We start from the raw sequence: 21,073 nt of genomic DNA, 5'->3' as shown, positions 1-21,073 counted from the left end.
GCATGAAGAACCTGTGTAAGCACCTCTCCCTATCTGCAGCTTTATTTTGTATGCTCGCGGTAACTACTATTGACGCCCGGGCACAATTGAAAACAATAGCAAAACCCGTTAAAAAAGACAGCACCGAAAAAAAAGAATCCCACTGGGTTTTCGGGGCTACCTATCTGAGCAATAGCGTATACCTCGGCAGAAAAGATTCCGTTGCCGTGCCGTATCTCACCCCTTCCATCGGCTACCATGACAAATCCGGATTATTCATCACCGGCTCGATCTCCTATCTGCCAGGTTCAGGCGAAAACCGCATCGACCTGAGCACCATCGAAGCCGGGTACAGCCATGCCACGGATAATTTCAACATTGAAGTGAGTGCTGCTAAGGACTTCTACAGTGATGCAAGTTTTGCCGTCACTTCGGCGATATCGGGAAGACTGTCGGCCTACCTGTCCTATGACTTCGGCTTTATCGAGCCGTCCCTGGACCTCGGAGCGGAATTCTCTGATAATACCGATATAGGGGTGGGCCTGGGCTTAGGCCATTCCTTTTCCATCATCGAAGACCACTTCGAGGTTGACCCGACTCTTCACGCCAACCTGGCGACGCAGAATTATTATGCGAGCTATTACAGCAAAAGGCGCTATAATCCAAAAAGACAGAGCAAAACTGGTAATAGCATAAATGCCAGCCTCGGTAATGCCTCCAGCTTCCAGATCATGGATTATGAATTCGAAGCGCCTTTCGAATATACCATCGGCAAAAAACTCAAATTGAATTTTACCCCGACACTGGCCATCCCGGTGAATCCATCGACAGTGACGCTGATGACAACATCCGGCAATCGTACTATCACCCAGACCACAACGGAAGACCTCAGCACCACCTTTTACTTTTCACTCGGATTTAGCTATACCTTATAGTAACTTGCAGAAAAATCTGCAGTGATCATCTATATCAAGAACATGGTGTGTCCCCGCTGCATCACGGCGGTGGAGGACGCATTCAAAGCCATCGGGGTCGAGCCGCTGTCGGTTCGATTGGGGGAAGTGACAGTAAAGGAGGCCTTGCCGGCTGAACAGCTGGCAAAACTGGCGGCCAGGCTACAGGAGCTGGGCTTTGAATTGCTGGATGACGTGCGGCGACAGCAGATCGAAAAGATCAAGGCCATCGTCATCAGGCACGTGCACCAGGGCGACGGTGAAAAAGTCGCTTTCTCAGCCTTGCTGGCGGCAGAACTCCACCGGGAGTATTCGCAATTGAGCAAGCTGTTCTCGGAGACGGAAGGCATCACTATCGAACACTATGTGATCTTGCAGAAGATAGAGAAAGTGAAAGAGCTGCTGGTATACAATGAAATGAGCCTTAGCGAGATCGCTTTTCAGTTGGGTTATAGCAGCGTGGCGCATCTTTCCGCCCAGTTCAAGAAGGTGACAGGACTCACTCCTTCGGCTTTCAAAGGCCAGGGGATCAGGCTGCGGAAGCCGCTGGACGCCGTTGGCGCAGATGCCCGCAACAATACCTCGAAGGGCGGCAGCAATAAAGTATAAATCTTTCCCATAAAGGTGTAACGACCGGGAGGTGGGAAGGCCTCACCTTTGGGTCATGAAAAAAACCTTCCCTGTCTTGAATATGACCTGCGCGTCCTGCGCGGTGGGAGTACAATCCATCTTACAAAAGCAGCCGGGCGTCCTGCACGCAACGGTGAACTATGCGTCAGGCAGCGCCAGCGTAGAATTCCAGCCGGGACAGACTGACCCTACGGCTTTGAAGGCTGCCGTACAGTCCGCTGGATACGATCTGTTGGTAGAACCCGAAACGGAGACAAACACCGTGATTGCCGAAAAACAGCGGTTGCGGTCTATCGCATTAAAGCGCCGTACCATCGGGGCCGTGTTGTTATCGACGCCGCTGGTGATCATCGGAGTGTTTTTTATGCACCTCCCCAATGCCAGTTACATCCAATGGGCATTGGCGACGCCTGTAGTGGTGGTGTTCGGACGCACTTTTTTTGTCAATGCCTGGAAACAGGCTCGTCATCGGTCTGCCAATATGGATACGCTGGTGGCGCTGAGTACGGGAGTAACTTATGGGTTTAGCATATTCAATACGCTCTTTCCAACCTATTGGACGGGCCGGGGCCTGCAAGCTCATGTCTACTTCGAAGCCGCGGCTGTGGTTATCACCTTCCTCTTACTCGGAAAGTTGCTCGAAGAACGCGCAAAAGGGAAAACCTCCGCCGCTATAAAAAAGCTGATGGGACTACAGCCAAAGACGGTCCTCGTGATCCGGCCAGGCGGGACGGCGGTGGAGTTGCCTGTTGCGGGTGTATTACCGGGCCATCGCATCCGCGTGCGGCCGGGTGAAAGGATTGCCGTGGATGGACAGGTGGTGGCCGGACATTCTTTTGTGGACGAGAGCACCATCAACGGCGAGCCGGTGCCGGTGGAGAAACTGCCGGGGGCAGCGGTGTTTGCCGGTACGACAAACCAGCGGGGAAGCCTGGAATTCGTAGCGGAAAAAGTGGGCGGTGATACCTTGTTGGCGCAGATCATAAAATTGGTGCAGGACGCGCAGGGAAGCAAGGCGCCGGTGCAGCGGCTGGTTGATCGCATTGCCGCCATCTTTGTGCCTGTGGTGTTGGGCGTCGCCTTACTGAGTTTTGCCGCCTGGTGGCTGCTGGGTGGGGTGGACGGATTCACCCATGGTCTGCTGGCGATGGTGACGGTGCTGGTCATCGCCTGTCCCTGTGCGTTAGGTCTTGCTACCCCGACGGCATTGATGGTGGGAATAGGTCGCGGCGCTTCGGCGGGCATCCTCATCAGGGATGCGGAGGCCTTGCAGCGGACGGGAAAGATAGCGGTGGTGGTGCTGGACAAGACAGCAACGGTGACAGAGGGCAAGCCGGTGGTCAGCGAGATCTATTGGGAGCCGGGACAGGAAGAGCACGCGGAAGCGCTGGTCGCGCTGGAAAGACGCTCGGAGCATCCCCTGGCAGCCGCGGTGGTGCAATACCTCAATACTCCCCCGAGCACCGCCCCGCTGGAAGCTTTTGAAAGCCTGCCCGGAATGGGCGCCAGCGCAAAGGTGGGGAAGGCGCTCTATCTTGTCGGCAACCAGCGGCTGATGCAGCTGGCTGGTGTTGCTTTAACCGAAGGTGCGCAATCAATGGCATCCCTCTCGGAAAAAGAAGGCCGGACGGTAGTCTACTTTGCGGGCAACGGGAAACTGCTGGCCGTCATCGTCATCGCCGATCGCCTTAAGGAGGGTTCAAGCGCTGCGGTGCGGAGTTTGAAGGACAGTGGCATCGAGGTGCACCTGGTCACGGGCGATTCCGAAGGTGCGGCCCTTACGGTGGCCCGGCAGGTGGGTATCTCTCGCGTCGCAGGTGGCGTGCTACCCGCTGGTAAAGCCGACTATATCCGGCAGTTGCAGGACAGTGGCCGGGTAGTGGCGATGGTGGGCGATGGCATCAACGATAGTGCTGCCCTGGCACAGGCGGATGTTGGGATTGCGATGGGAAAAGGGGCCGATGTCGCGATGGATGTGGCGCAGATGACGATCCTTTCTTCCGATCTGCGTAAAATACCAACGGCAATTCGCCTCTCGAAGTACACGGTAGCGGCCATCCGTCAAAACCTGTTCTGGGCCTTTATTTATAATCTCGCCGGTATCCCGCTGGCGGCGGGGATCTTGTATCCCGTCAACGGCTTCCTGCTAAATCCCATGATCGCGGGAGCGGCAATGGCACTCAGCAGTGTGAGCGTGGTGACGAACAGCCTGCGGCTACGCTGGAAAAAATTATAAACTAACGGCTCCTGGCAAGGGCAGGGTTCAAGAGCGAACTATTTGCCCCTTTGGCTTGAAGCGCGCCGGCCTATTTACTGGCTGTGACGGGATAGCCATGATCAATCCAATCAACTTTAATATTATGCGACAGGTTAAGTAGCCGGGTGTGGATGAAGTGCATGTCGTTAAGCAGCGTGAACGCGGGCCGGATATTGGGGCAGTGCTGAAAGGGACAGCAGCCGCAGTAGATGATCACCTCCTTGTTGCGGTCTTCCTTATCGAGCAGGGCCTTTAGTTTATCGAGGTTATGCTGGTCACGGGCAGGGCCTGTTTCAATGGAACCCTTGATCAGCCCGGAAGGCCCGACACCTATTACGAGGGGAGGGACGCCGGAAGGGTGATTGATCCTCGCAGCCAGGTCGGCAGGATCGAGTAATTGGCTGGGTGTCCAGGGTTCGGTCTGCCGGGTAAAAGCGGCGAGAGTGATAAGGATGGCAGCAAGCACGATACCAACAGTATATAGTTTGTTCATAGCTTTCATGGGACAAAGATAGGGACGCAAGAAAGTTTTTTTGCAAAGATTTGTGCCTTGCGATTTTATGTTATTTTAAGAAAGCATTAACTTCAACGCGCATTAATGTTTATTACAAGACATAGGATTTGTCTTTGGACCTCGAAGGTCATTCTTTCAGTAATCTGCCTCTCCCTCTTTACTGCTCAGTCTTCCTATAAGTTTTACCAGTATGCCAGTTCGCATCCCATCGCAGCAGGGTACAAAGTAATGGGAGGGGCAACAGCAGGAGATAAGGATAACCTGCGCGGCGATGGTGCAAAATCCGAATTCCGTTCGCTCGACAAACGGTTTGACATAGCTCATTTTTTCCTTTTGTCATCGCTACTTTCCGGAATCAGCCGAGTGACCCCGGAAAGGCAGCAACTCATCTCCTGTTTCCTCCCCGTCATTGTCGGCAGGGCCAAATGCGCGACTTTTCTCCGTGGGCCACCCTCCTCCGCACAATAACGCTCGATCCATCCCATACTAACGCCACCGTGGTAACCGACCGCGATGCATAGGCGTACACCATCAATTATTAACGACAATTTGATAATAGCATATATATGAAAACAACACAACTGACTAAAAATGACGTAGAAGGGGCAAGGGGCGAGATCTTCCATATGATCATATTTGCAATGGCCTGGGTGATGATCGGGGAATATGCGTTGGATTTCAGGGATCATGTGTTAGCCGCCTTAATGGTGCTGGCAGCGGTAGTGGTCCTGGCCCTGTATTCGATAAAGCTGTTCGACCTGGAAGACAGTCTGCCGGACGTCATACCCGGCATCGTACGGTTGGAAAGAAAACAAAAGAGGCGTGCCTCGCTTTATGCCACGATATTCATTCTGGAGGGCGTCGCCATCATGGCGACCTGGATCATCCTCATCCGTAGCGGACATGAGAATTGGGTGGTCCCAGGCTTTGCAGCCGTCGCCGGGTTGCATTTCTTTCCGTTGGCAAGGGTTATCCGTGTGGACAGTTATTACTTCCTGGGCACCTGGATCTGTCTGCTGGCTGTCGCGGGCTACCTGCTCGTTAATTCCGGGCAGATGCCGGATTATGATAGCAATGCACTTATAGCTTACGGCTGCGCCGCGGGGGCGGTTGTGGACGGCATCTGGATAGCCCTCAAGACCAACAGAAGGGCCCGGCAAGTGTGAACAGGTGAGTACTTATAGGCCAACGGTCTTGCTTCGCTTCTCCAGTAGCACAGTATCGCGCCAGCGGTCGCCTATCTTGCCGATCTTTTCCCGGACGCCGACCCGGCGGAAGCCCGCCCATTCGTGCAGCCGGAGGCTGGCGGTGTTCTCGGGGAAGATACCCGCCTGGAGGGTCCAGATGCCCCTGGCCTCGCTTTCGGTTATGAGTGCCTGTAAGAGCGCTTTGCCAACACCCTGGCCGCGGTATGAGTCATCGACATAGATGCTCACCTCCGCCACACCCGCATATACACAGCGCCCGGACACGGGAGTAAGAGCGGCCCAGCCGGCAACCACATCGCCATCGAGGGCGACGAGCCGGCTATGCGCCAGGTGCGCAGTATCCCAGTCCTCCCAGGAGGGGGCGCTGGTCTGAAAGCTGGCGTTGCCTGTCGCCAGCCCGGCCTCATAGATGGTCTTGACGGCGGACCAGTGTGCGGGGAGGAGGGCGGTTATTTGCATAACGGTATCAATTTGCGATCTCCTTTTTTGCTCTTTTGAACAAGGCCACCAGGGCAATGCCTATCCACACGACATTCACGACCATGGAAGGAATGGCATGATGGTAAAGGGTATTGATGATAAGAGCGGTGCTACCAGCGATGTTGAGCACATAGTACGGAGTGGACGCGGAAGATAGCTTCCCGTAGATGTTTAAGGCATAAGCGGCAACGACGAGGATGGAACCGAACCAACCGACGATATCGACTATCAGCATGTGGTAATTATTTGGCTTTTCGCAGCGCTTCGGCGTAGGCGTTGGGCAGTGAGCTGTCCTCGACGGCTTTGGCCGCTTTCTCCACATCATAGGCAAATCGGACGAATTCCACCCGGATACTGTCTTTGACCGAAACGGTACTATTGTCAAAGATATGCAACAGGACATAACATCCGCGCGGATCGCCGTCCTTGGGCTTGCCGATGGAGCCGATGTTGATGGCATGGCGGTAGTGCGGCTGCCCGGGCTCACTGGTGAGGGCAGGGTCAATCGGGGCGGAGGGCAGGACACGGTGGTAGGGTTTATGGGTATGGCCGAAGCACATAATATCGGCGTCGGCGTCCTGCATGATCCGCAGCAGGCTTTTTTCGTCCCGGTCTTCGAAAAGGTATTCGTTGATCTTCCGGGGGCTTCCGTGGACGAGCAACAGGTTGAGCTTGTCGTGGTTGAGCTGGAACTCGACTTTGATATGAGCGGGTAGGGTACGGAGGTAGGCGCGTTCCTCGGCTTTTACGATCTGGTTGGTGTAGGCGATGGAGACGGTGCCGTTGGCCTTCTCCTCGTCGGTCTTGTAAGCGCAGCCACAGTCATCGCTTGTGCGGCCTACGCCGTAGTCATAGTTGCCGGCGATAGTGGGGATGCCGCGGCGGCGGATTTTGTTAATCACCTCGTTGGGCCAGATATTGTAGCCGACGAGGTCGCCCAGGCAATAGACGGCATCGGGCTTTTGCAGGTCGGCGCTGGCAAAAAAGGCTTCGAGCGCGGGAAGATTGGCGTGTATGTCAGAGAAGAGCGCGATTTTCATTTTTTATTGTTTAAATATTTCCAGATGGGTATGGCTAAGACTGCGCCAGCGACGGGAGCAGTAAGGTAGACCCAAAGATGTTCAAGATGCCCCGATACGACGGCAGGGGCCAGCGACCGGGCGGGGTTCATGGAGGCGCCACAAATAGGCCCGGCAAACATGGCTTCCAGTAATACCACCGATCCGATGGCGATGCCGGCAAACAGGCCTTGTTCCTTCGGACCGGTGGACACGCCCATGATCACGAGCATGAGGAAAAAGGTGAGGATCACCTCAAGAACGAACGATTGCATCGCCGGCCCTGTGGGAAGCGTCGCACCCAGTAGGACATCGGAGGGGAACAGGAGCCTAAGCGTCAGGCTCGCCAATAAGGCGCCTGCCAACTGGCTGGTTATATAAGGGCCCAGGGCTTTCAATGGTAACCTGCCGGCCAGCGTAAAGGCGATACTGACGGCCGGGTTGATGTGCGCCCCGGAGATATCTCCCAGCCCATAGATCATAGCCATGACAATGAGCCCGAAGGTTATGGCGACGCCGGCGTGCGATACGGCGCCTCCGGATGCCTTGTCGATGACGATGGCGCCGGTTCCACAAAATACCAGCGCGAACGTTCCTATTATTTCCGAGACCGATTTTCTAAGCATGTAGGGTTGTTGTGGGTTCAGGAGCAGCAGTCGGGTCCGCAGCAGGTCTTTGCCTCCCTGGGTTTTTCGGCGTAGACGGTGACGCTATAGATGCCGGTGCCGGAGGTTTTGAAGGCGGAGATTTCTTCGGCACTAAGGTATTGGCCCAGGATGTCGTCGGGGATGATGATAGGTTTTTCTTTTTGGATGGTGATGTTGGTAAAGCCGGTGATGTCGATCAGCTCCAGATAAGCTTGTTTCTGGATGGCGCCTGCAACACAACCGGCATACATTTCGGCAGCCTCCTGCAGCTTACCCGGCAAGGTGCCTTCCAACACTACGTCGCTGATGCTGAAGTGCCCGCCGGGCTTGAGCACGCGGTACATTTCCCCGAAGACGCCGTATTTATTCGGCACCAGGTTCAGCACACAGTTGGAGACGATGACGTCGGCGATGTTGGCGGTGACGGGCATCTTTTCTATGTCGCCCTGGCGGAACTCGACGTTGTTGTAGCCTAATTTCTCAACGTTGGCGCGAGCCTTTTCGATCATGGCCGGGGTGAAGTCGATGCCGATGACCTTTCCTGTTTCGCCGGTTTCGGCACGGGCGATGAAACAATCATTACCGGCGCCGGAACCCAGATCGATGACGACATCGCCTTTTTTGATCTGTGCGAACTGGGTGGGCAGCCCGCAGCCCAGACCAAGGTCGGCATCAGGGTTGTAACCTTCGAGGGTGCTGTAGTCGTCGCTCATGATGTTGGCGGTGTCGATAGAGCAGCAACCCGAGCCGCAGCAGGAGGATGAGTTGGTTTCCTTGTCCTGGAGGGCGATGGCGCTATATTTCTCGCGAACCATCTCTTTTATTTGTTCGGTCGTTTCCATTTTCTTTCCATTTTAATATTGCTATATTACGATGATTACCTGCAAAAAAATTTAACACGCACAGTTGGCGTCCCCTTTATAAGCCGCGAACAGCGCGCCGATCTCTTTTTGATAGAGCGCCCAGGTCTTCGGCTCAATGCAGTAGCACACACTGGTACCCTCGATAGTGCCTTGTATCAACCCGGCTTTCTTCAGCTCATTCAGGTGTTGGGAAATGGTTGGCTGCGCCAGGCCAAGTTCCTCCACCAGGTCCCCGTTGATACAGGCGTTGGCCTTGATGAGGTATTGGATGATGGCGATGCGGGCCGGATGCGCCAGCGCCTTCATCATACCGGCCAGCCGGTTCTGCTTATCGGTGAAAATTTCGGATTTGGTTACACCCATGGTTTATTGCTTCATCGCAATATTACGATGATTAGATCACAGAACCAAATTTTTTTCCGGTTGACCCGGGCGGCTTACCTTACGGCCAAATTTGGCCGGGCATCTCATGCAAATCTTAGTCATCGAGGACGAAAAAAGGGTCGCCGATCTCATCAGGAGAGGGCTTGAAGACCAGGACTATACGGTCCAAATGGCCTTCGACGGCCATACGGGCAAGGCCCTGGCCGTGGCGCATGAGTACGACCTCATCATCATGGACATCATCCTGCCCGACATCAACGGCATCGCGCTCTGTAAAGAGCTGCGGCTGGTGAAGCCCGATGTCCCCATCATCATGCTCACTGCGCTTGGCACAACGGACGATAAGGTGGATGGATTGGATGCCGGGGCCGACGATTACCTCGTCAAACCTTTCGATTTCCGGGAACTGACGGCCCGCATCCGGTCGCTGACCAAACGGCAAGGAAAGGCTGCGCACCAGCCACCCCCGGTGTTGACCATCGCCGATCTGGAATTGAACCCGGCCACCCTCAGGGTGACCCGCGGGGGCAAAGAGATCGCTCTTACCCCAACGGAATTCAAGCTGCTGCTCTACCTGATGCAGAACAAGGGAAGAGTCCTGCCCCGGAGCGAAATAGCCGAAAAGGTGTGGGACACCACCTATGATACAGGCACCAACTTCATCGATGTCTATGTCAACTACCTGCGCAGGAAGATCGACAAAGACCACCCGGTGAAACTGATCCACACCCGCAGCGGCATCGGGTTCGTTTTGAAAGAAGGAGATTAATATGAAGATACGCATCCGGCTTGCTTTGCTGTTCACCGCCCTGGTCGCGGCCTTACTGCTGGTCTTTTCCCTGGCGATCTATGTTTCCAATGCCAGGGATAGAGAAGCACAGTATTACGAGCGACTGCGGCAGCAGGCCATCACCAAGGCCGACTTGTTGTTGGACGCCAAAGTACAGCCATCGGTGCTGCAACTGATCTACAAGAATTCCCTCAATGCATTGCCCCAGGAAGAAGTGGCCATATATGATACCGTCTTCCACCTTCTTTATCACGATGCGGTGTATATCGACAGGGTAAAAGAGACCAGAGGCATGATCGACAGCATCGTGCGGCTGAAAGAGATCCATTTTTATACCAATGACCTGCAGGCCATCGGCTTTCTCTATCGCTATGGGGGCAAGGACTATGTCATTACTGCCGCGGCCAAGGATATTGACGGACTCGCCAAATTGCGCGATCTGCGCATTGCCCTCATCGTCGGTTTCATAGCCGCCATCGTCCTCACCCTGGTGGCCGGCGCACTTTTCTCACGCCAGGCTTTGCAACCCGTCACGCAAATGGTCGACAAGGTAGAGGAGATCACCGCATCTAATCTCGATCTCCGGATACAGATAGGAAAGCGAAAGGATGAGATTGCCGAACTGGCCATCACCTTCAACCGCATGCTGGACAGGCTCGAAAGCAGCTTCGATGCCCAAAAACAATTCGTTTCCAATATCTCCCACGAACTGCGGACGCCGCTGGCCGCCATCATCGGCGAATTGGAAATAGCAGCCGCCAAAGAAAGAACGAATACGCAATACCAGGAGATGACCCTCCTTGTGCTGGAAGACGCCCGCCGCCTGGCAAGGCTTTCCAACGACCTGCTCGATCTGGCCAAGGCAAGCTACGATCAGACAGAGATCGCTTTCAAGAAAATGCGGGTGGACGAATTACTGCTGGAAACCCGCCAGGAAGCCGTTAAAGCAAATCCAGACTACCGCATCACGATCCTCTTCGAACGCGAGCCGGATACCGACGATCTCATCTCCGTCAATGGCAACAGCTACCTCCTGAAGGTGGCTTTCACCAACCTGATGGAGAATGGCTGCAAGTTCTCGGCTGACCACCAGGTGACCGTCGCTATCAGCTTTCATGGCAAGAACATCATCCTAAGGTTTTCCGATACGGGCATCGGCATCCCGCCGGAGGATATCGAAAATATCTTCACTCCCTTCTACCGCGGTGCGAATAAAAATTATACAGAAGGCAACGGCATCGGCCTCTCCCTCACCGACAAGATCATCCGGCTCCACCACGGCTCGCTTACGGTAAGTTCCCGCGTAGGGGAGGGGACTACCTTCACTGTGGAATTGCCGCATCTCTAATAATATTCTAATAAAATTCTAAGAGGTCTCTAAGAATCTTTTCTTTTGAGGTGACCTAACTTTGCTCCGCCACTAAAAAATAGACGCTTTATGAAAAGCGACAGTCATTCACGAAACGTCCATATCATCTAATTCCCCCGCCTTCCGGACCGCACCTTTTGCAGCCCCTTAAGCGGGAACAAAAGGCAAAGTCATGCTCACGATATTTCATTTTACTACCCGCCTCTTTTTAGCGCTTTTCCTGGGTGCCGCCATCGGCGTCGAACGCCAGTGGCGCCAGCGCATGGCCGGTTTGCGTACCAATACCTTAGTATCCCTTGGCGCAGCTATTTTCGTCACCCTCGCCGTAATGATCGGCGGCGACGCCACCGGTCGCGTAGTTTCTTATGTAGTCAGCGGGGTCGGCTTCCTTGGCGCCGGCGTCATCATGAAGGACGGGATGAATGTCAGAGGGTTGAATACCGCAGCGACTTTATGGTGTTCCGCCGCCATCGGCTCGCTTGCGGGGATGGGCTATGTCGCCGAGGCAGCGATCGGCACGGCTTTTATCCTGGGGGCCCACCTGGTGCTGCGGCCCATCGGCGATAAGATCAGCGCCCTACCCATCGACAAGGCCGCGCAAACGCAATTGTGTTACGTGTTCACGATCCGAATGAAAGAGGAAATAGAGAACCAGGTTCGTGTCCTGCTGGTCCAGTACATGAATGAAGACGATCAATTATTGCTGCGTTCGCTCAAAAGCTCGGATAACCATGACCCGGCCATCGCCCTGGTGAACGCCGAGATATTTGCCAACGGCAACCAGGATCATAAGATCGAGCGGCTGGCGGGACGGCTCACCATCACGCAGGGAATCAGCGAGGTCAGTTGGAAGGTCGTCGGCGAAGAAAACGATCTATAAATAGAAAATAAAAGCTTATGAAAGGATTTGTCAAATGGCTCCTCTGGATAATTGGCTTGTTTCTGGTGATCCTGCTCATTGATGCAATCGCACATTGGCTGCAAACACCTCATCTGTCCCATCATTAAAAAGAAAATACCATGAACACCTATATTAAAGCAGCAAAACGAAAGATCTTATCCCTGGGGGGGAGCAGTGGCAACGGGACGGGCAATGACTTCGATGCCGCTGCGACAGCTCAATTAAAAAAGGTGGCGCAGGCTGGTCGGGACGAAGTGCTGGCATTGCTGGACAGCGCGGAGACCGGTCTCAGGGAATTACAGGTGCGGGAAAAGCAACAACGATTCGGTGCTAATGAGATAGCCCATGAAAAGGCCCCCGCCTGGTATGTCCAGTTATTGCAGGCCTTTATCAATCCCTTCATCGGGATATTGATCGTCATCGCCCTGGTATCCCTTATTACAGATGTGTTTCTGGCCGCACCCGCCGACCGCGATTATAAGACCCTGATCGTGGTCTCCATTATGGTGCTGCTGAGCTCTTTCCTTCGTTTCTGGCAGGAATTTCGCAGCAACCAGGCGGCCGAAAAGCTAAAGAGCATGGTGCGAACCACGACTACCGTGTTGCGCCACTACGTACTGGGTCCAAGTAGACAGGAGATCGATCTGAAAGACCTCGTTCCGGGGGATATTATCCTGTTGTCGGCCGGCGATATGATCCCGGCAGACTGCCGCATCCTCCAATCGAAAGACCTCTTCATCAGCCAGGCCATGCTGACGGGAGAAGCCCTGCCGGTAGAAAAAAGGGATTATGCCATCGAAGATGTCAGGGCCAGGACGCCGCTCGAACTGGAGAATTGCTGCTTTATGGGTACCAATGTGGTCAGTGGCACAGCCATAGCGTTGGCGGTCAACACCGGGAGCCTTACTTATTTCGGCAGCATCAGCAGGGGTATCACCGGCAAGCGTGCCGAGACGAGTTTCGACAAAGGGGTCAACAGCGTGAGTTGGTTGTTGATCCGGTTCATGCTGATCATGGTGCCGCTGGTGTTCGTCATCAATGGCCTGACAAAAGGCAGCTGGCTGGAAGCCCTGCTCTTTGGCATCGCCGTAGCCGTGGGTCTCACGCCCGAGATGCTGCCGATGATCGTAACCGCCAACCTGGCTAAAGGCGCCGTGAACATGAGTAAGCGGAAAGTCATCGTAAAACGGCTCAACGCCATCCAGAACATCGGGGCCATGGATATCCTCTGCACCGACAAGACCGGGACCCTCACCATCGACAAGATCGTGCTGGAAAGACACCTGAATGTGCTGGGCATCGACGACGATGAGGTGCTCAAATGGGCCTATCTCAACAGCTATCATCAGACGGGACTGAAGAATCTCCTGGATGCCGCCGTGCTGGAACATGCTGAACTGCACGACAGTCTAAGGGCGGAGGATTACCGGAAAGTGGACGAGATACCGTTCGATTTTCAGCGGCGGCGCATGTCCGTGATCCTCGAGCACAACCATAAGCACATCCTCATCTGCAAAGGCGCTGTGGAGGAAATGCTCGATCTTTGCCCGCGCGTGTTCGACCCCGGCGAAGATCAGCAATTACAGATCGATACGGATGATATCATCCCGCTCGATGCTGCCATGCGGAAGACGATCCTGGATACGTCAAAACAATTGAACAAGGAAGGCCTGCGGGTATTACTGGTGGCCGTCAAGGAGTTCGACGAGCGGCCCCTCACCTATTCCATCGCCGACGAGAGTAATATGATCGTGACGGGGTTCATCGGTTTTCTCGACCCGGCCAAACCCTCTGCCCGGCCATCTATCGAAGGCTTGCAAAAACTGGGTGTCACCCTGAAGGTCCTCACCGGTGACAACGAGATCGTTACAAAGAAGATCTGCCGGGATGTAGGCATCCCCATCAATAATATTCTATTGGGCAGGGACCTGGAAAGCATCACTGACGAAGAGTTGACAGGACTGGTAGATGAAACGAACATCTTTGCCAAGCTGAGCCCGGCCCAGAAGAGCAGGGTCGTCAGGGTGTTGCAGGCCAAAGGACATACAGTCGGATTCATGGGCGACGGGATCAATGACGCGGCGGCCCTTCGGGACGCGGACGTAGGCATCTCCGTGGATACGGCTGTCGACATCGCCAAGGAGAGCGCGGATATTATCCTGTTAGAGAAAGACCTCATGGTCCTCCGCAAAGGGGTCATTTACGGCCGCAGAACCTTCGGCAATATCATCAAGTATATCAAGATGACGGCCAGCAGCAATTTTGGGAACATGTTCAGCATGCTGGGGGCAAGCGCCATCCTTCCCTTTCTGCCCATGCTGCCGGTGCAGATCCTGGTCCAAAACCTGCTCTACGACATCTCCCAGATATCGATACCCTGGGACAGGATGGATGCCGAGTATATCGAGCAGCCGCGGAAATGGGATGCGGGGGGTATCAGCAAATTCATGATTTTTATTGGGCCGATAAGCTCTATATTTGACTATGCCACTTATGCGGTGATGTGGTTTGTGTTCAAGGCTAATTCGCCCGCAAACCAAAGCCTTTTCCAGAGTGGCTGGTTCATCGAAGGATTGCTTTCCCAAACTTTGATTGTGCATATGATCCGGACAAAAAAGATTCCGTTTATCCAAAGCTGGGCGACTGCTCCTGTACTGGCATTGACCACCGCCATCATGGCCATTGGCATCTTTATCCCCTTCTCGGGTTTTGCCGGCGCCTTGAAAATGACGCCATTGCCGCTGAGCTATTTCCCCTGGCTGATCGGGATACTTCTCACCTATTGTCTGCTCACCCAATTGGTAAAAAACTGGTTTATAAGAAAATTTCATACTTGGCTGTAAAACTGACAAACGCTGAAAACTAACTAATTATGACACGAGGATTTGCTTGTTTGGTCTTATTATTGTTAACATCGCAGTTGATCTTTGCCCAATCACCCGATAGCAGCAATCAAAGCAATTGGAGTTATCATTTTCAACTGACCGTTGTCAACCAAAGCCATTCCGGCTTTAAAGCCGCCTATAGCGGGATGAACAGCCTCGCTGACACCGTGGAGACGGGGGCTACGAGCATAACGACCACCTTATTTTTTGGCCGGCGATTGTGGAGAGGCGGCGCGCTATATTTCAACCCCGAACTGTCCGGTGGCCAGGGATTGAGTTACTCCGTTGGGGTCGCGGGAGCGTTGAATGGAGAGACGTATCGCATCGGTTATCCCGCGCCCGTCATAGCCGTCGCCAGAGGCTACTTTCAGCAGTGGTTCCCGCTGGGTCACCCCAGCTATGAACAGGCAGACGATGAAATCAATCAGTTGGACGGAAATCTCCCCACCAGGAGGCTCGTCATCACCGCCGGGAAATTCTCCATGTCCGATTTTTTCGACGGGAACAGCTATAGCCACGACCCGCGGACGCAATTCCTCAATTGGGGCATCATGAGCAACGGCGCATGGGACTATCCCGCCAATACAAAAGGTTATACGGCAGGGCTGGTGGTAGAACTGATCCAACCCAAATGGGAGGCGCGGGTGTCAAGTGTCGAGGTGCCGGTGATCGCCAACCATTCGGATATGGAATATCGTTTTGGGAAGGCGCATTCCGAGACGGCAGAGGTCACCCGGAAGTTTATGGCGCGCAACCATCAGGGGAGCATCTCGCTTTTGGTGAGCTACACTGCATCCAGGGCCCCTTCCTACCAGCAAGGCCTGGCTGCATTGAAGACGGGGGACAGCGCCTTGCTGTTGGTGATACAGGGTAATGCCAGGGGCAATGCCTTTGGCGGCAACAAAACGGGTGTCTGTCTTAACATGGAGCAGGAACTCACGCGCGATCTGGGTTTCTTTGCCCGACTGGGGTGGAACGACGGTAAACATGTCACCTGGGCTTTTACCGAGATCGACCAGACGGTGTCTGCGGGGCTTTCCCTGAAGGGGACCACCTGGAAGAGAGACTTCGATGTGTTCGGTATAGCGGGGCTGCTGAATGCTATCTCGGCCGATCACCGCGCTTATCTGAAAGCCGGCGGCTATGGTTTTATCATCGGCGACGGCAACCTCAACTATGGACACGAAGCGATCCTGGAGACCTATTACAGCGCCCGCCTCACGAAGTCATTCTGGGCGTCCTTCGACTATCAGTTCGTCCATAACCCGGGCTATAATAAGGACAGGGGCGGCCCTGTCCATGTATTTGCGGTAAGAGGACACATCGAGCTCTAACTATTTAAACGGAATAAGCAACCCGCCGCTTACCCCAATAGATTGGTTATTACCCTTCGCAAAATCAATGTCATAGGCTGGTTCTATGAAAAAACCAATTCTTTTGAATGGCCAGTACATAACATCTGCTGCTATTTCTAATCCAAATACAGTATTGTCTGTTTTTGAGTAAGACAGCTCCGGGCCAAGACCTGCCATAAACTCGATTTTCCGTGATATGGTAAAAGGTTTTTTGAAAAGGACGTCAAAAGTCCAATCCGTTGAATGACTGCCCATCAATGGGGTCACATCCATTTCAACCTCTAACCATTCTTTTATAGGTGTAAATTCAATGCCAATCGAAGGTCCATAACCCGAAGAGCCGTCTTTGAGGCTTTTACTTACAGATCCTCCGAGTTCTCCAATAACAGGTTCACGATCCTGACAATTGGCCGACGTGGTGGACAGGCATAGCGCCAGGACAAAGCCGATGGCTTGTTTCATGCTGATGCGATTGAAAAAAGGTGCGGGAATAGATGAAAGGAGGCCGGGGCCCCCGGACGAAGGTGATCACGACCGGGCGGTCTTTGGCGGCTGCCAGATTGGGGCGTAAAAATCGGGAAGCGGCTGGGGTCTGTAGAAGGCCTGCTGCAGCTGCTGCACCGGTTGGCTTTTCGGGAGGCATACAAGGGCTTGCGGTACCACAAAGCCGTGACAGCAGCCGCAGGCGAAGAAGGGCGAACAGGGAGATGGATGATCAGCCTGCCGGCGGGTATTAGCAGGCTGAGAAGACGCTGAACCCGCTGCGATCGTGGCTGTACAGCAATCGTCATCCGCCTGGCAGGGGATGCCGGCGAGAACGAGAATGTACAAGGCCAACAGCGAAAACAACACCTTCATGCGGCAAATATACAGTTTTGCCCTTTTTGAAAGAATATAGTGAATTTATTTGAGAAGTACAATGCCAGGCCCGGGCAATTTTTTTTAAACACGCGGTTATTTGAGACAAAAAAATTCTACTTTTATAATAGTTCACGCAATGAAACGGGTTCGAAACTACTGGCCCCGTAAGGCCGGGTAGAAAAATCCGCTTCAATGAAATGACCGCTCCGGGTTAAAAGCCGGGGCGGTTTTTTTTTGAGAGAAAGTTCAGCACTTCCCGGTACAATTTCGATCGGTTCTTTTCGAGATGCAGGACATGCGAACCCTTCTCCACCACTACATATTTTTTCGACGGAGCATTAGTAAGCTGCTCAAAAAGGCGGCCGGCGTCCTCGTTGGATGGGTAGGCGTCCCATTCCCCCCGGATGATCAAAACAGGCGCCCTTATCAACGCGGGTGTGTAATAGGCCTGTCCATGCTGCAGGTCTTCAACATCCTGTGCCGGGCCTGCGGGGAAACGCACATTTCCCCCGCCTCTTGCAGCCAACGGATCGGATTGCAGCCAGTTTTGTTTCCAGCTGCTGTCCAGCTCCTTTTCCAAAAACGGCCGGAAGGCGGAAGGTGTAAGTACATCCATTTGGCCGACGCGGGTCTGCGGGGTCATTTCTTCGTAGACCGACCCGATCTGCTGCGCGATCCCCGAGCCGTTTCGCGTCGTTATTGGCGCGAATAAAACCAGCTTGTTTATCTTCTCCGGAAATCTCGATGCATAAAGCATGGCCACCGATGCGCCCCAGGAGTGAGCCACCAGGTCTATTTTTTTAAACCCTGTTTTCCCAATAACAACATTCACCGCAGAGTCGATGTCTTTGTAAGCATCCATTGCCCGTCCCGCCGGACTACCCGCCGGTGAGCTGTTATACATTTCCGGATACCGGTCGGAATTACCATAACCTAAAAAATCAAGGGCGAATGATTCAATCCCGTTTGCCGACAATTCGTCCATCCAGGAGTAACCGCTCATCCTGAAACCAAAGGCGAGCGATGAGGGAAAAGACGCCCCATGGATAAACAGCACCGGCGGCCTGCCCGATAAAACCTCCGGCCGGAGGTGCAAAATGGCGATCTTTAATTCCTTGATGCGGCTTTCTGTTTTGATAGTATCGTAAGGTGTCATTTGTACAAAGGTTTGACGATTTTATAAGTGATATTTCAGCCGGCAATGAAGTATGATGTTATTGGCTGCCTGACAAAACCCTCCCAAAAAATATTTTTATGTAGAATAGAATAGTACAGAATAGTTTCTTTATTTTTATTCGACCAAAAGACTAACGATGCAAGATGTTTATCAACAGATCAGGGAGTTAGAGCATATTCAGGGGCTTTCCAAGCATGAACAATTTGTAATGGGCTTCATCAATGCCATCAATGACAAATTGCTTTCCAAAGGAGATATGCTGCCTTCCGTCAACAGCCTGATGAAGGAGCTGGGGTTTGCGCGGGAGACCATCGCCCGAGGGTACAAAGAGTTGATGAGCCGGGGTATCGTGGAGTCGAAGAACCGCATCGGATTTTATGTTGCCAACGAGGATACCACGCAGACACTGAAGCTGGCGCTGATCATCTTTGCTTTTGACAGCTTCCAGGAGTTGTTCTATAAGACATTCAGCAGTCGCGTCGGAAAGGATGTGCACATCGACGTGTTCTTTCACCACAACAATATCATCGTTTTTGAGAACATCATTTCCACCGTGAGGGGAAAATACGGGATGTACGTAGTGGCGCCTATTCCGCATAAGCGCACGGCCGGTATCCTGTCGACGCTGCCGATGAACAAGTTTCTGATGGTCGACCGGTACGAACCCATCCCGGGGGATTATTCCTACGTGGTGCAGGAGTTCGAGAAATCCTCGTATAAGGCCTTTGTTGCGTTGAAAGAGGTGATCGGCCGGTACAAGGAGATGGTCTATTACTATCGCCCTTCCACGGATACGCCGGTGGAGATCCTCAATGCCTACAAGAAATTCGTCCATGACTGTAAGGTCAAGGGTGTGATCCGCACCGAATATCTCCCGGGTTCTATTGAGAAGGGGAAGGTCTATTTTACCATCAATAACACTGAGCTGTGGGCCATGCTCAAGGACTGCATCTCCAAAAAATTCGTGATCGGCAAGGATGTGGGCATCCTTTCTCACAATGACGATGTGGTGAAAGAGATCATTTGCAACGGCATTACCACCTATTCTACTGACTTTAAGAAAATGGCCGAAAAGGCCGCTGATTTTGTGCGGACAAGAAAAAAGATACAGGAGGTGATCCCCACCGTCCTCATCAGGCGGCAATCTTTGTAACATGAACAAAACCATCTTCCTGAGCTTCCTTGCCTTTGTGGCCTGCGCAGGATTAGTAGCCATCTATAAGAGCAGGAAGGTGAGCAGGCGTACCTCCCTCGCGTTTTTCCTGGGAAACCGGAGTCTCGGTTTTTGGATGATCGGGTGTTCGCTTTTTCTGACCAACATGAGCGCCAATCAATTCATTGGCGAGAATGAATTCGTGTACACGACGAATATGTCCGTCATGGCATGGGGGATGAGTTCGGTTTTCGCCATGTTGGTGGTAGCCGAGTTCCTGATGCCCGTCTATCTGCGCATCGGCGCCGTCACTACACCGGATTTCCTGCAGCTGCGATTCGACCGCCAGACAAAGATGATGGTGTCCGTTATCTTCCTGTTGAGCTACATGATCAACCTGATACCGTCGGTGCTGTATGGCTGTGCCGTGGCGATCAACGGCATTTTTCATATCGACCAGCAGTTTGGGCTCTCTTATTTTGTAGCGATAAGACTGCTGGTCTGTTTTCTCGGCCTCATCGGAGCGCTGTATTCCGTCCTGGGCGGATTCAAGGTTATTGTCATTTCCGACATTATCCAGGGGGTCGGCATGCTGGCCGGGGCGGTGTTCATTGCCTGGTTCGGCTTCCGCCGGCTTGGTGGCGGGCACGTCACTGCAGGCATCGAACGGCTGTTGCACGCGCACCAGGATCACCTGAACGCCATTGGGCGACCACATGACGCATGGCCACTGAGCACCATGTTTACAGGAATGCTGCTGATCAATCTCTATTACTGGGGGATGGAGCAGTATATCGTACAGGAAGCTTTGGCGTCGAAGAGCCTCGCGGCAGGGCAGAAGGGCATTTCGCTGGCTTGTGTAGGCAAGCTCACCGCGCCGCTGCTGCTCAATGTCCCCGGTCTCATCGCCGTGCATCTTTACACGCATCTTGATAATACGGCAGCCGTTTTCCCCAGGCTGGTGGGTGACATCCTGCCACCGGTGTTAGCGGGTTTCATCGCGGCCATTGTCTTTGGCGGGGCTTTGAGCACCTTCAATGCGGGGATCAACAGCCTCGGAACGCTGTTCGTGATCAACCTCTACAGGCCCTGGGCCGAGCGCTATAAGGGCCGGGTTGACGACCGGCGGATGCTCTGGGCGGGAAAGAGTTTTCAACTGCTGGTCATTGTGGCGGGAGTTTGTTTTTCCCCCTATATCCTGTTTGTGCAGGGCGGCTTCTATTTTTACCTGCAAAAGGTTTCAAGCTTTTTTAGCGTACCGGTATTTACCGTCATGACAGTCGGCCTGCTGACGAAGAAGGTTCCGGCCATCGCCGCCAAAGTGGGGCTGATATTTTTTATTGTCTCCTATGTTCTGACACAATTTGTCTTTCCAACCGGGCTCAACCATCTGCATGTACTCGCCATCCTGTTTGTGCTGACGGTGGCGCTGATGCTGATCATTGGCCGGTTCCGGCCAAAGGATGCCCCGTTTAAGATGCTTACTACGGCTGTGGTGCCTCTCCAGCCATGGAAGAACCGGTGGTGGGCTTTCTCCATACTCTTGATCCTGATGGTCGCCATGTTCATTTTGTTTTCACCGATGGGTATCGCCCATTAAATCTCCATA

At 53.4% G+C, this 21,073-nt stretch carries 21 protein-coding genes; 11 read left to right on the top strand and 10 right to left on the bottom strand.

Going from position 1 to position 21,073, the window contains the following annotated elements:
• Nucleotides 1-2 precede the first annotated feature (2 nt).
• From IEY39_RS25905 to IEY39_RS25895, 3 genes are read left to right on the top strand one after another with little or no spacing between them, the layout of a single operon-like run.
• Nucleotides 3-914: a hypothetical protein gene (locus IEY39_RS25905; RefSeq protein WP_188937182.1), complete on the top strand. Its 912-nt coding sequence runs from the start codon at nt 3-5 to the stop codon at nt 912-914.
• A gap of 21 nt (nt 915-935) precedes the next feature.
• Nucleotides 936-1,541, top strand: a complete 606-nt coding sequence (locus IEY39_RS25900; RefSeq protein WP_229689099.1) for an AraC family transcriptional regulator — start codon at nt 936-938, stop codon at nt 1,539-1,541.
• Between the two features lie 55 nt (nt 1,542-1,596).
• Complete coding sequence (locus IEY39_RS25895) at nt 1,597-3,798, top strand: heavy metal translocating P-type ATPase (protein WP_188937181.1); 2,202 nt, start codon at nt 1,597-1,599, stop codon at nt 3,796-3,798.
• A gap of 70 nt (nt 3,799-3,868) precedes the next feature.
• Here the strand turns inward: IEY39_RS25895 and IEY39_RS25890 are convergent, their stop codons facing one another.
• The gene (locus IEY39_RS25890; RefSeq protein WP_229689098.1) at nt 3,869-4,321 is read right to left on the bottom strand and encodes a rhodanese-like domain-containing protein; all 453 of its coding nucleotides are present in this window, start codon (nt 4,319-4,321) and stop codon (nt 3,869-3,871) included.
• A 578-nt stretch (nt 4,322-4,899) separates the two neighbouring features.
• Here IEY39_RS25890 and IEY39_RS25885 point away from each other — a divergent pair.
• Nucleotides 4,900-5,499, top strand: coding sequence for a hypothetical protein (locus IEY39_RS25885; protein ID WP_188937180.1), 600 nt, complete (start codon nt 4,900-4,902; stop codon nt 5,497-5,499).
• Between the two features lie 12 nt (nt 5,500-5,511).
• Here IEY39_RS25885 and IEY39_RS25880 read toward each other — a convergent pair whose 3' ends face one another.
• The 6 genes from IEY39_RS25880 to IEY39_RS25855 are packed head-to-tail and all read right to left on the bottom strand — an operon-like array spanning nt 5,512 to nt 8,952.
• The gene (locus IEY39_RS25880; RefSeq protein WP_188937179.1) at nt 5,512-6,000 is read right to left on the bottom strand and encodes a GNAT family N-acetyltransferase; all 489 of its coding nucleotides are present in this window, start codon (nt 5,998-6,000) and stop codon (nt 5,512-5,514) included.
• Nucleotides 6,001-6,007: 7 nt separating this feature from the next.
• The gene (locus IEY39_RS25875) at nt 6,008-6,256 is read right to left on the bottom strand and encodes a CBU_0592 family membrane protein (protein WP_188937177.1); all 249 of its coding nucleotides are present in this window, start codon (nt 6,254-6,256) and stop codon (nt 6,008-6,010) included.
• 7 nt (nt 6,257-6,263) lie between these two features.
• On the bottom strand, nt 6,264-7,061 hold the full coding sequence (locus IEY39_RS25870; protein WP_188937175.1) for a metallophosphoesterase family protein: 798 nt from the start codon (nt 7,059-7,061) through the stop codon (nt 6,264-6,266).
• The gene (locus IEY39_RS25865; RefSeq protein WP_188937174.1) at nt 7,058-7,705 is read right to left on the bottom strand and encodes an MIP/aquaporin family protein; all 648 of its coding nucleotides are present in this window, start codon (nt 7,703-7,705) and stop codon (nt 7,058-7,060) included. The genes IEY39_RS25870 and IEY39_RS25865 overlap by 4 nt, the downstream gene beginning before the upstream one ends.
• Nucleotides 7,706-7,722: 17 nt before the next feature.
• Nucleotides 7,723-8,568, bottom strand: coding sequence for an arsenite methyltransferase (locus IEY39_RS25860; RefSeq protein ID WP_188937172.1), 846 nt, complete (start codon nt 8,566-8,568; stop codon nt 7,723-7,725).
• Between the two features lie 51 nt (nt 8,569-8,619).
• On the bottom strand, nt 8,620-8,952 hold the full coding sequence (locus IEY39_RS25855; RefSeq protein ID WP_188937171.1) for an ArsR/SmtB family transcription factor: 333 nt from the start codon (nt 8,950-8,952) through the stop codon (nt 8,620-8,622).
• Between the two features lie 106 nt (nt 8,953-9,058).
• On the opposite strand from IEY39_RS25855, the gene IEY39_RS25850 reads away from it, so the two are divergent.
• The 5 genes from IEY39_RS25850 (at nt 9,059) to IEY39_RS25830 (ending at nt 16,252) form a co-directional block, all read left to right on the top strand.
• Nucleotides 9,059-9,742 (top strand): response regulator transcription factor, encoded by a 684-nt coding sequence (locus IEY39_RS25850; protein ID WP_188937170.1) that lies wholly within the window; start codon nt 9,059-9,061, stop codon nt 9,740-9,742.
• A gap of 1 nt (nt 9,743) precedes the next feature.
• Nucleotides 9,744-11,111, top strand: a complete 1,368-nt coding sequence (locus tag IEY39_RS25845; protein WP_188937169.1) for a sensor histidine kinase — start codon at nt 9,744-9,746, stop codon at nt 11,109-11,111.
• A gap of 193 nt (nt 11,112-11,304) precedes the next feature.
• On the top strand, nt 11,305-12,012 hold the full coding sequence (locus IEY39_RS25840) for an MgtC/SapB family protein (protein ID WP_188937168.1): 708 nt from the start codon (nt 11,305-11,307) through the stop codon (nt 12,010-12,012).
• 140 nt (nt 12,013-12,152) lie between these two features.
• Nucleotides 12,153-14,876: a magnesium-translocating P-type ATPase gene (gene mgtA, locus IEY39_RS25835; protein WP_188937167.1), complete on the top strand. Its 2,724-nt coding sequence runs from the start codon at nt 12,153-12,155 to the stop codon at nt 14,874-14,876.
• Nucleotides 14,877-14,905: 29 nt separating this feature from the next.
• Nucleotides 14,906-16,252 carry a carbohydrate porin gene (locus tag IEY39_RS25830; protein WP_188937161.1) on the top strand — a complete coding sequence of 449 codons (1,347 nt, stop codon included), beginning with the start codon at nt 14,906-14,908 and terminating at the stop codon, nt 16,250-16,252.
• Here the strand turns inward: IEY39_RS25830 and IEY39_RS25825 are convergent, their stop codons facing one another.
• The 3 genes from IEY39_RS25825 to IEY39_RS25815 all read right to left on the bottom strand — a co-directional run bounded on the left by IEY39_RS25825 (nt 16,253) and on the right by IEY39_RS25815 (nt 18,290).
• Nucleotides 16,253-16,735 (bottom strand): hypothetical protein, encoded by a 483-nt coding sequence (locus IEY39_RS25825; protein WP_188937156.1) that lies wholly within the window; start codon nt 16,733-16,735, stop codon nt 16,253-16,255.
• 66 nt (nt 16,736-16,801) lie between these two features.
• Nucleotides 16,802-17,131 (bottom strand): hypothetical protein, encoded by a 330-nt coding sequence (locus IEY39_RS25820; RefSeq protein ID WP_188937154.1) that lies wholly within the window; start codon nt 17,129-17,131, stop codon nt 16,802-16,804.
• Between the two features lie 214 nt (nt 17,132-17,345).
• Nucleotides 17,346-18,290 carry an alpha/beta hydrolase gene (locus tag IEY39_RS25815; protein ID WP_188937153.1) on the bottom strand — a complete coding sequence of 315 codons (945 nt, stop codon included), beginning with the start codon at nt 18,288-18,290 and terminating at the stop codon, nt 17,346-17,348.
• A 157-nt stretch (nt 18,291-18,447) separates the two neighbouring features.
• Here IEY39_RS25815 and IEY39_RS25810 point away from each other — a divergent pair, with 157 nt between their 5' ends.
• Both IEY39_RS25810 and IEY39_RS25805 read left to right on the top strand, forming a co-directional pair.
• Nucleotides 18,448-19,464, top strand: a complete 1,017-nt coding sequence (locus IEY39_RS25810) for a GntR family transcriptional regulator (protein ID WP_188937152.1) — start codon at nt 18,448-18,450, stop codon at nt 19,462-19,464.
• Between the two features lies 1 nt (nt 19,465).
• Nucleotides 19,466-21,064, top strand: a complete 1,599-nt coding sequence (locus tag IEY39_RS25805) for a solute:sodium symporter family transporter (RefSeq protein WP_188937150.1) — start codon at nt 19,466-19,468, stop codon at nt 21,062-21,064.
• The last annotated feature ends 9 nt before the right edge of the window (nt 21,065-21,073 follow it).

The sequence above is a fragment of the Puia dinghuensis genome, from assembly GCF_014642875.1.
In the GTDB taxonomy this organism is placed as follows: domain Bacteria; phylum Bacteroidota; class Bacteroidia; order Chitinophagales; family Chitinophagaceae; genus Puia; species Puia dinghuensis.
This window is presented reverse-complemented; position numbering and strand designations above follow the sequence as displayed.

Bases quoted from the DNA above. Each gene is read 5' to 3' on its own strand.
- IEY39_RS25905 (WP_188937182.1), top strand. From the start codon at position 3: ATGAAGAACCTGTGTAAGCACCTCTCCCTATCTGCAGCTTTATTTTGT.
- IEY39_RS25895 (WP_188937181.1), top strand. From the start codon at position 1,597: ATGAAAAAAACCTTCCCTGTCTTGAATATGACCTGCGCGTCCTGCGCG.
- IEY39_RS25890 (WP_229689098.1), bottom strand. From the start codon at position 4,321: ATGAAAGCTATGAACAAACTATATACTGTTGGTATCGTGCTTGCTGCC.
- IEY39_RS25885 (WP_188937180.1), top strand. From the start codon at position 4,900: ATGAAAACAACACAACTGACTAAAAATGACGTAGAAGGGGCAAGGGGC.
- IEY39_RS25880 (WP_188937179.1), bottom strand. From the start codon at position 6,000: ATGCAAATAACCGCCCTCCTCCCCGCACACTGGTCCGCCGTCAAGACC.
- IEY39_RS25875 (WP_188937177.1), bottom strand. From the start codon at position 6,256: ATGCTGATAGTCGATATCGTCGGTTGGTTCGGTTCCATCCTCGTCGTT.
- IEY39_RS25870 (WP_188937175.1), bottom strand. From the start codon at position 7,061: ATGAAAATCGCGCTCTTCTCTGACATACACGCCAATCTTCCCGCGCTC.
- IEY39_RS25865 (WP_188937174.1), bottom strand. From the start codon at position 7,705: ATGCTTAGAAAATCGGTCTCGGAAATAATAGGAACGTTCGCGCTGGTA.
- IEY39_RS25860 (WP_188937172.1), bottom strand. From the start codon at position 8,568: ATGGAAACGACCGAACAAATAAAAGAGATGGTTCGCGAGAAATATAGC.
- IEY39_RS25855 (WP_188937171.1), bottom strand. From the start codon at position 8,952: ATGGGTGTAACCAAATCCGAAATTTTCACCGATAAGCAGAACCGGCTG.
- IEY39_RS25850 (WP_188937170.1), top strand. From the start codon at position 9,059: ATGCAAATCTTAGTCATCGAGGACGAAAAAAGGGTCGCCGATCTCATC.
- IEY39_RS25845 (WP_188937169.1), top strand. From the start codon at position 9,744: ATGAAGATACGCATCCGGCTTGCTTTGCTGTTCACCGCCCTGGTCGCG.
- IEY39_RS25840 (WP_188937168.1), top strand. From the start codon at position 11,305: ATGCTCACGATATTTCATTTTACTACCCGCCTCTTTTTAGCGCTTTTC.
- mgtA (WP_188937167.1), top strand. From the start codon at position 12,153: ATGAACACCTATATTAAAGCAGCAAAACGAAAGATCTTATCCCTGGGG.
- IEY39_RS25830 (WP_188937161.1), top strand. From the start codon at position 14,906: ATGACACGAGGATTTGCTTGTTTGGTCTTATTATTGTTAACATCGCAG.
- IEY39_RS25825 (WP_188937156.1), bottom strand. From the start codon at position 16,735: ATGAAACAAGCCATCGGCTTTGTCCTGGCGCTATGCCTGTCCACCACG.
- IEY39_RS25820 (WP_188937154.1), bottom strand. From the start codon at position 17,131: ATGAAGGTGTTGTTTTCGCTGTTGGCCTTGTACATTCTCGTTCTCGCC.
- IEY39_RS25815 (WP_188937153.1), bottom strand. From the start codon at position 18,290: ATGACACCTTACGATACTATCAAAACAGAAAGCCGCATCAAGGAATTA.
- IEY39_RS25810 (WP_188937152.1), top strand. From the start codon at position 18,448: ATGCAAGATGTTTATCAACAGATCAGGGAGTTAGAGCATATTCAGGGG.
- IEY39_RS25805 (WP_188937150.1), top strand. From the start codon at position 19,466: ATGAACAAAACCATCTTCCTGAGCTTCCTTGCCTTTGTGGCCTGCGCA.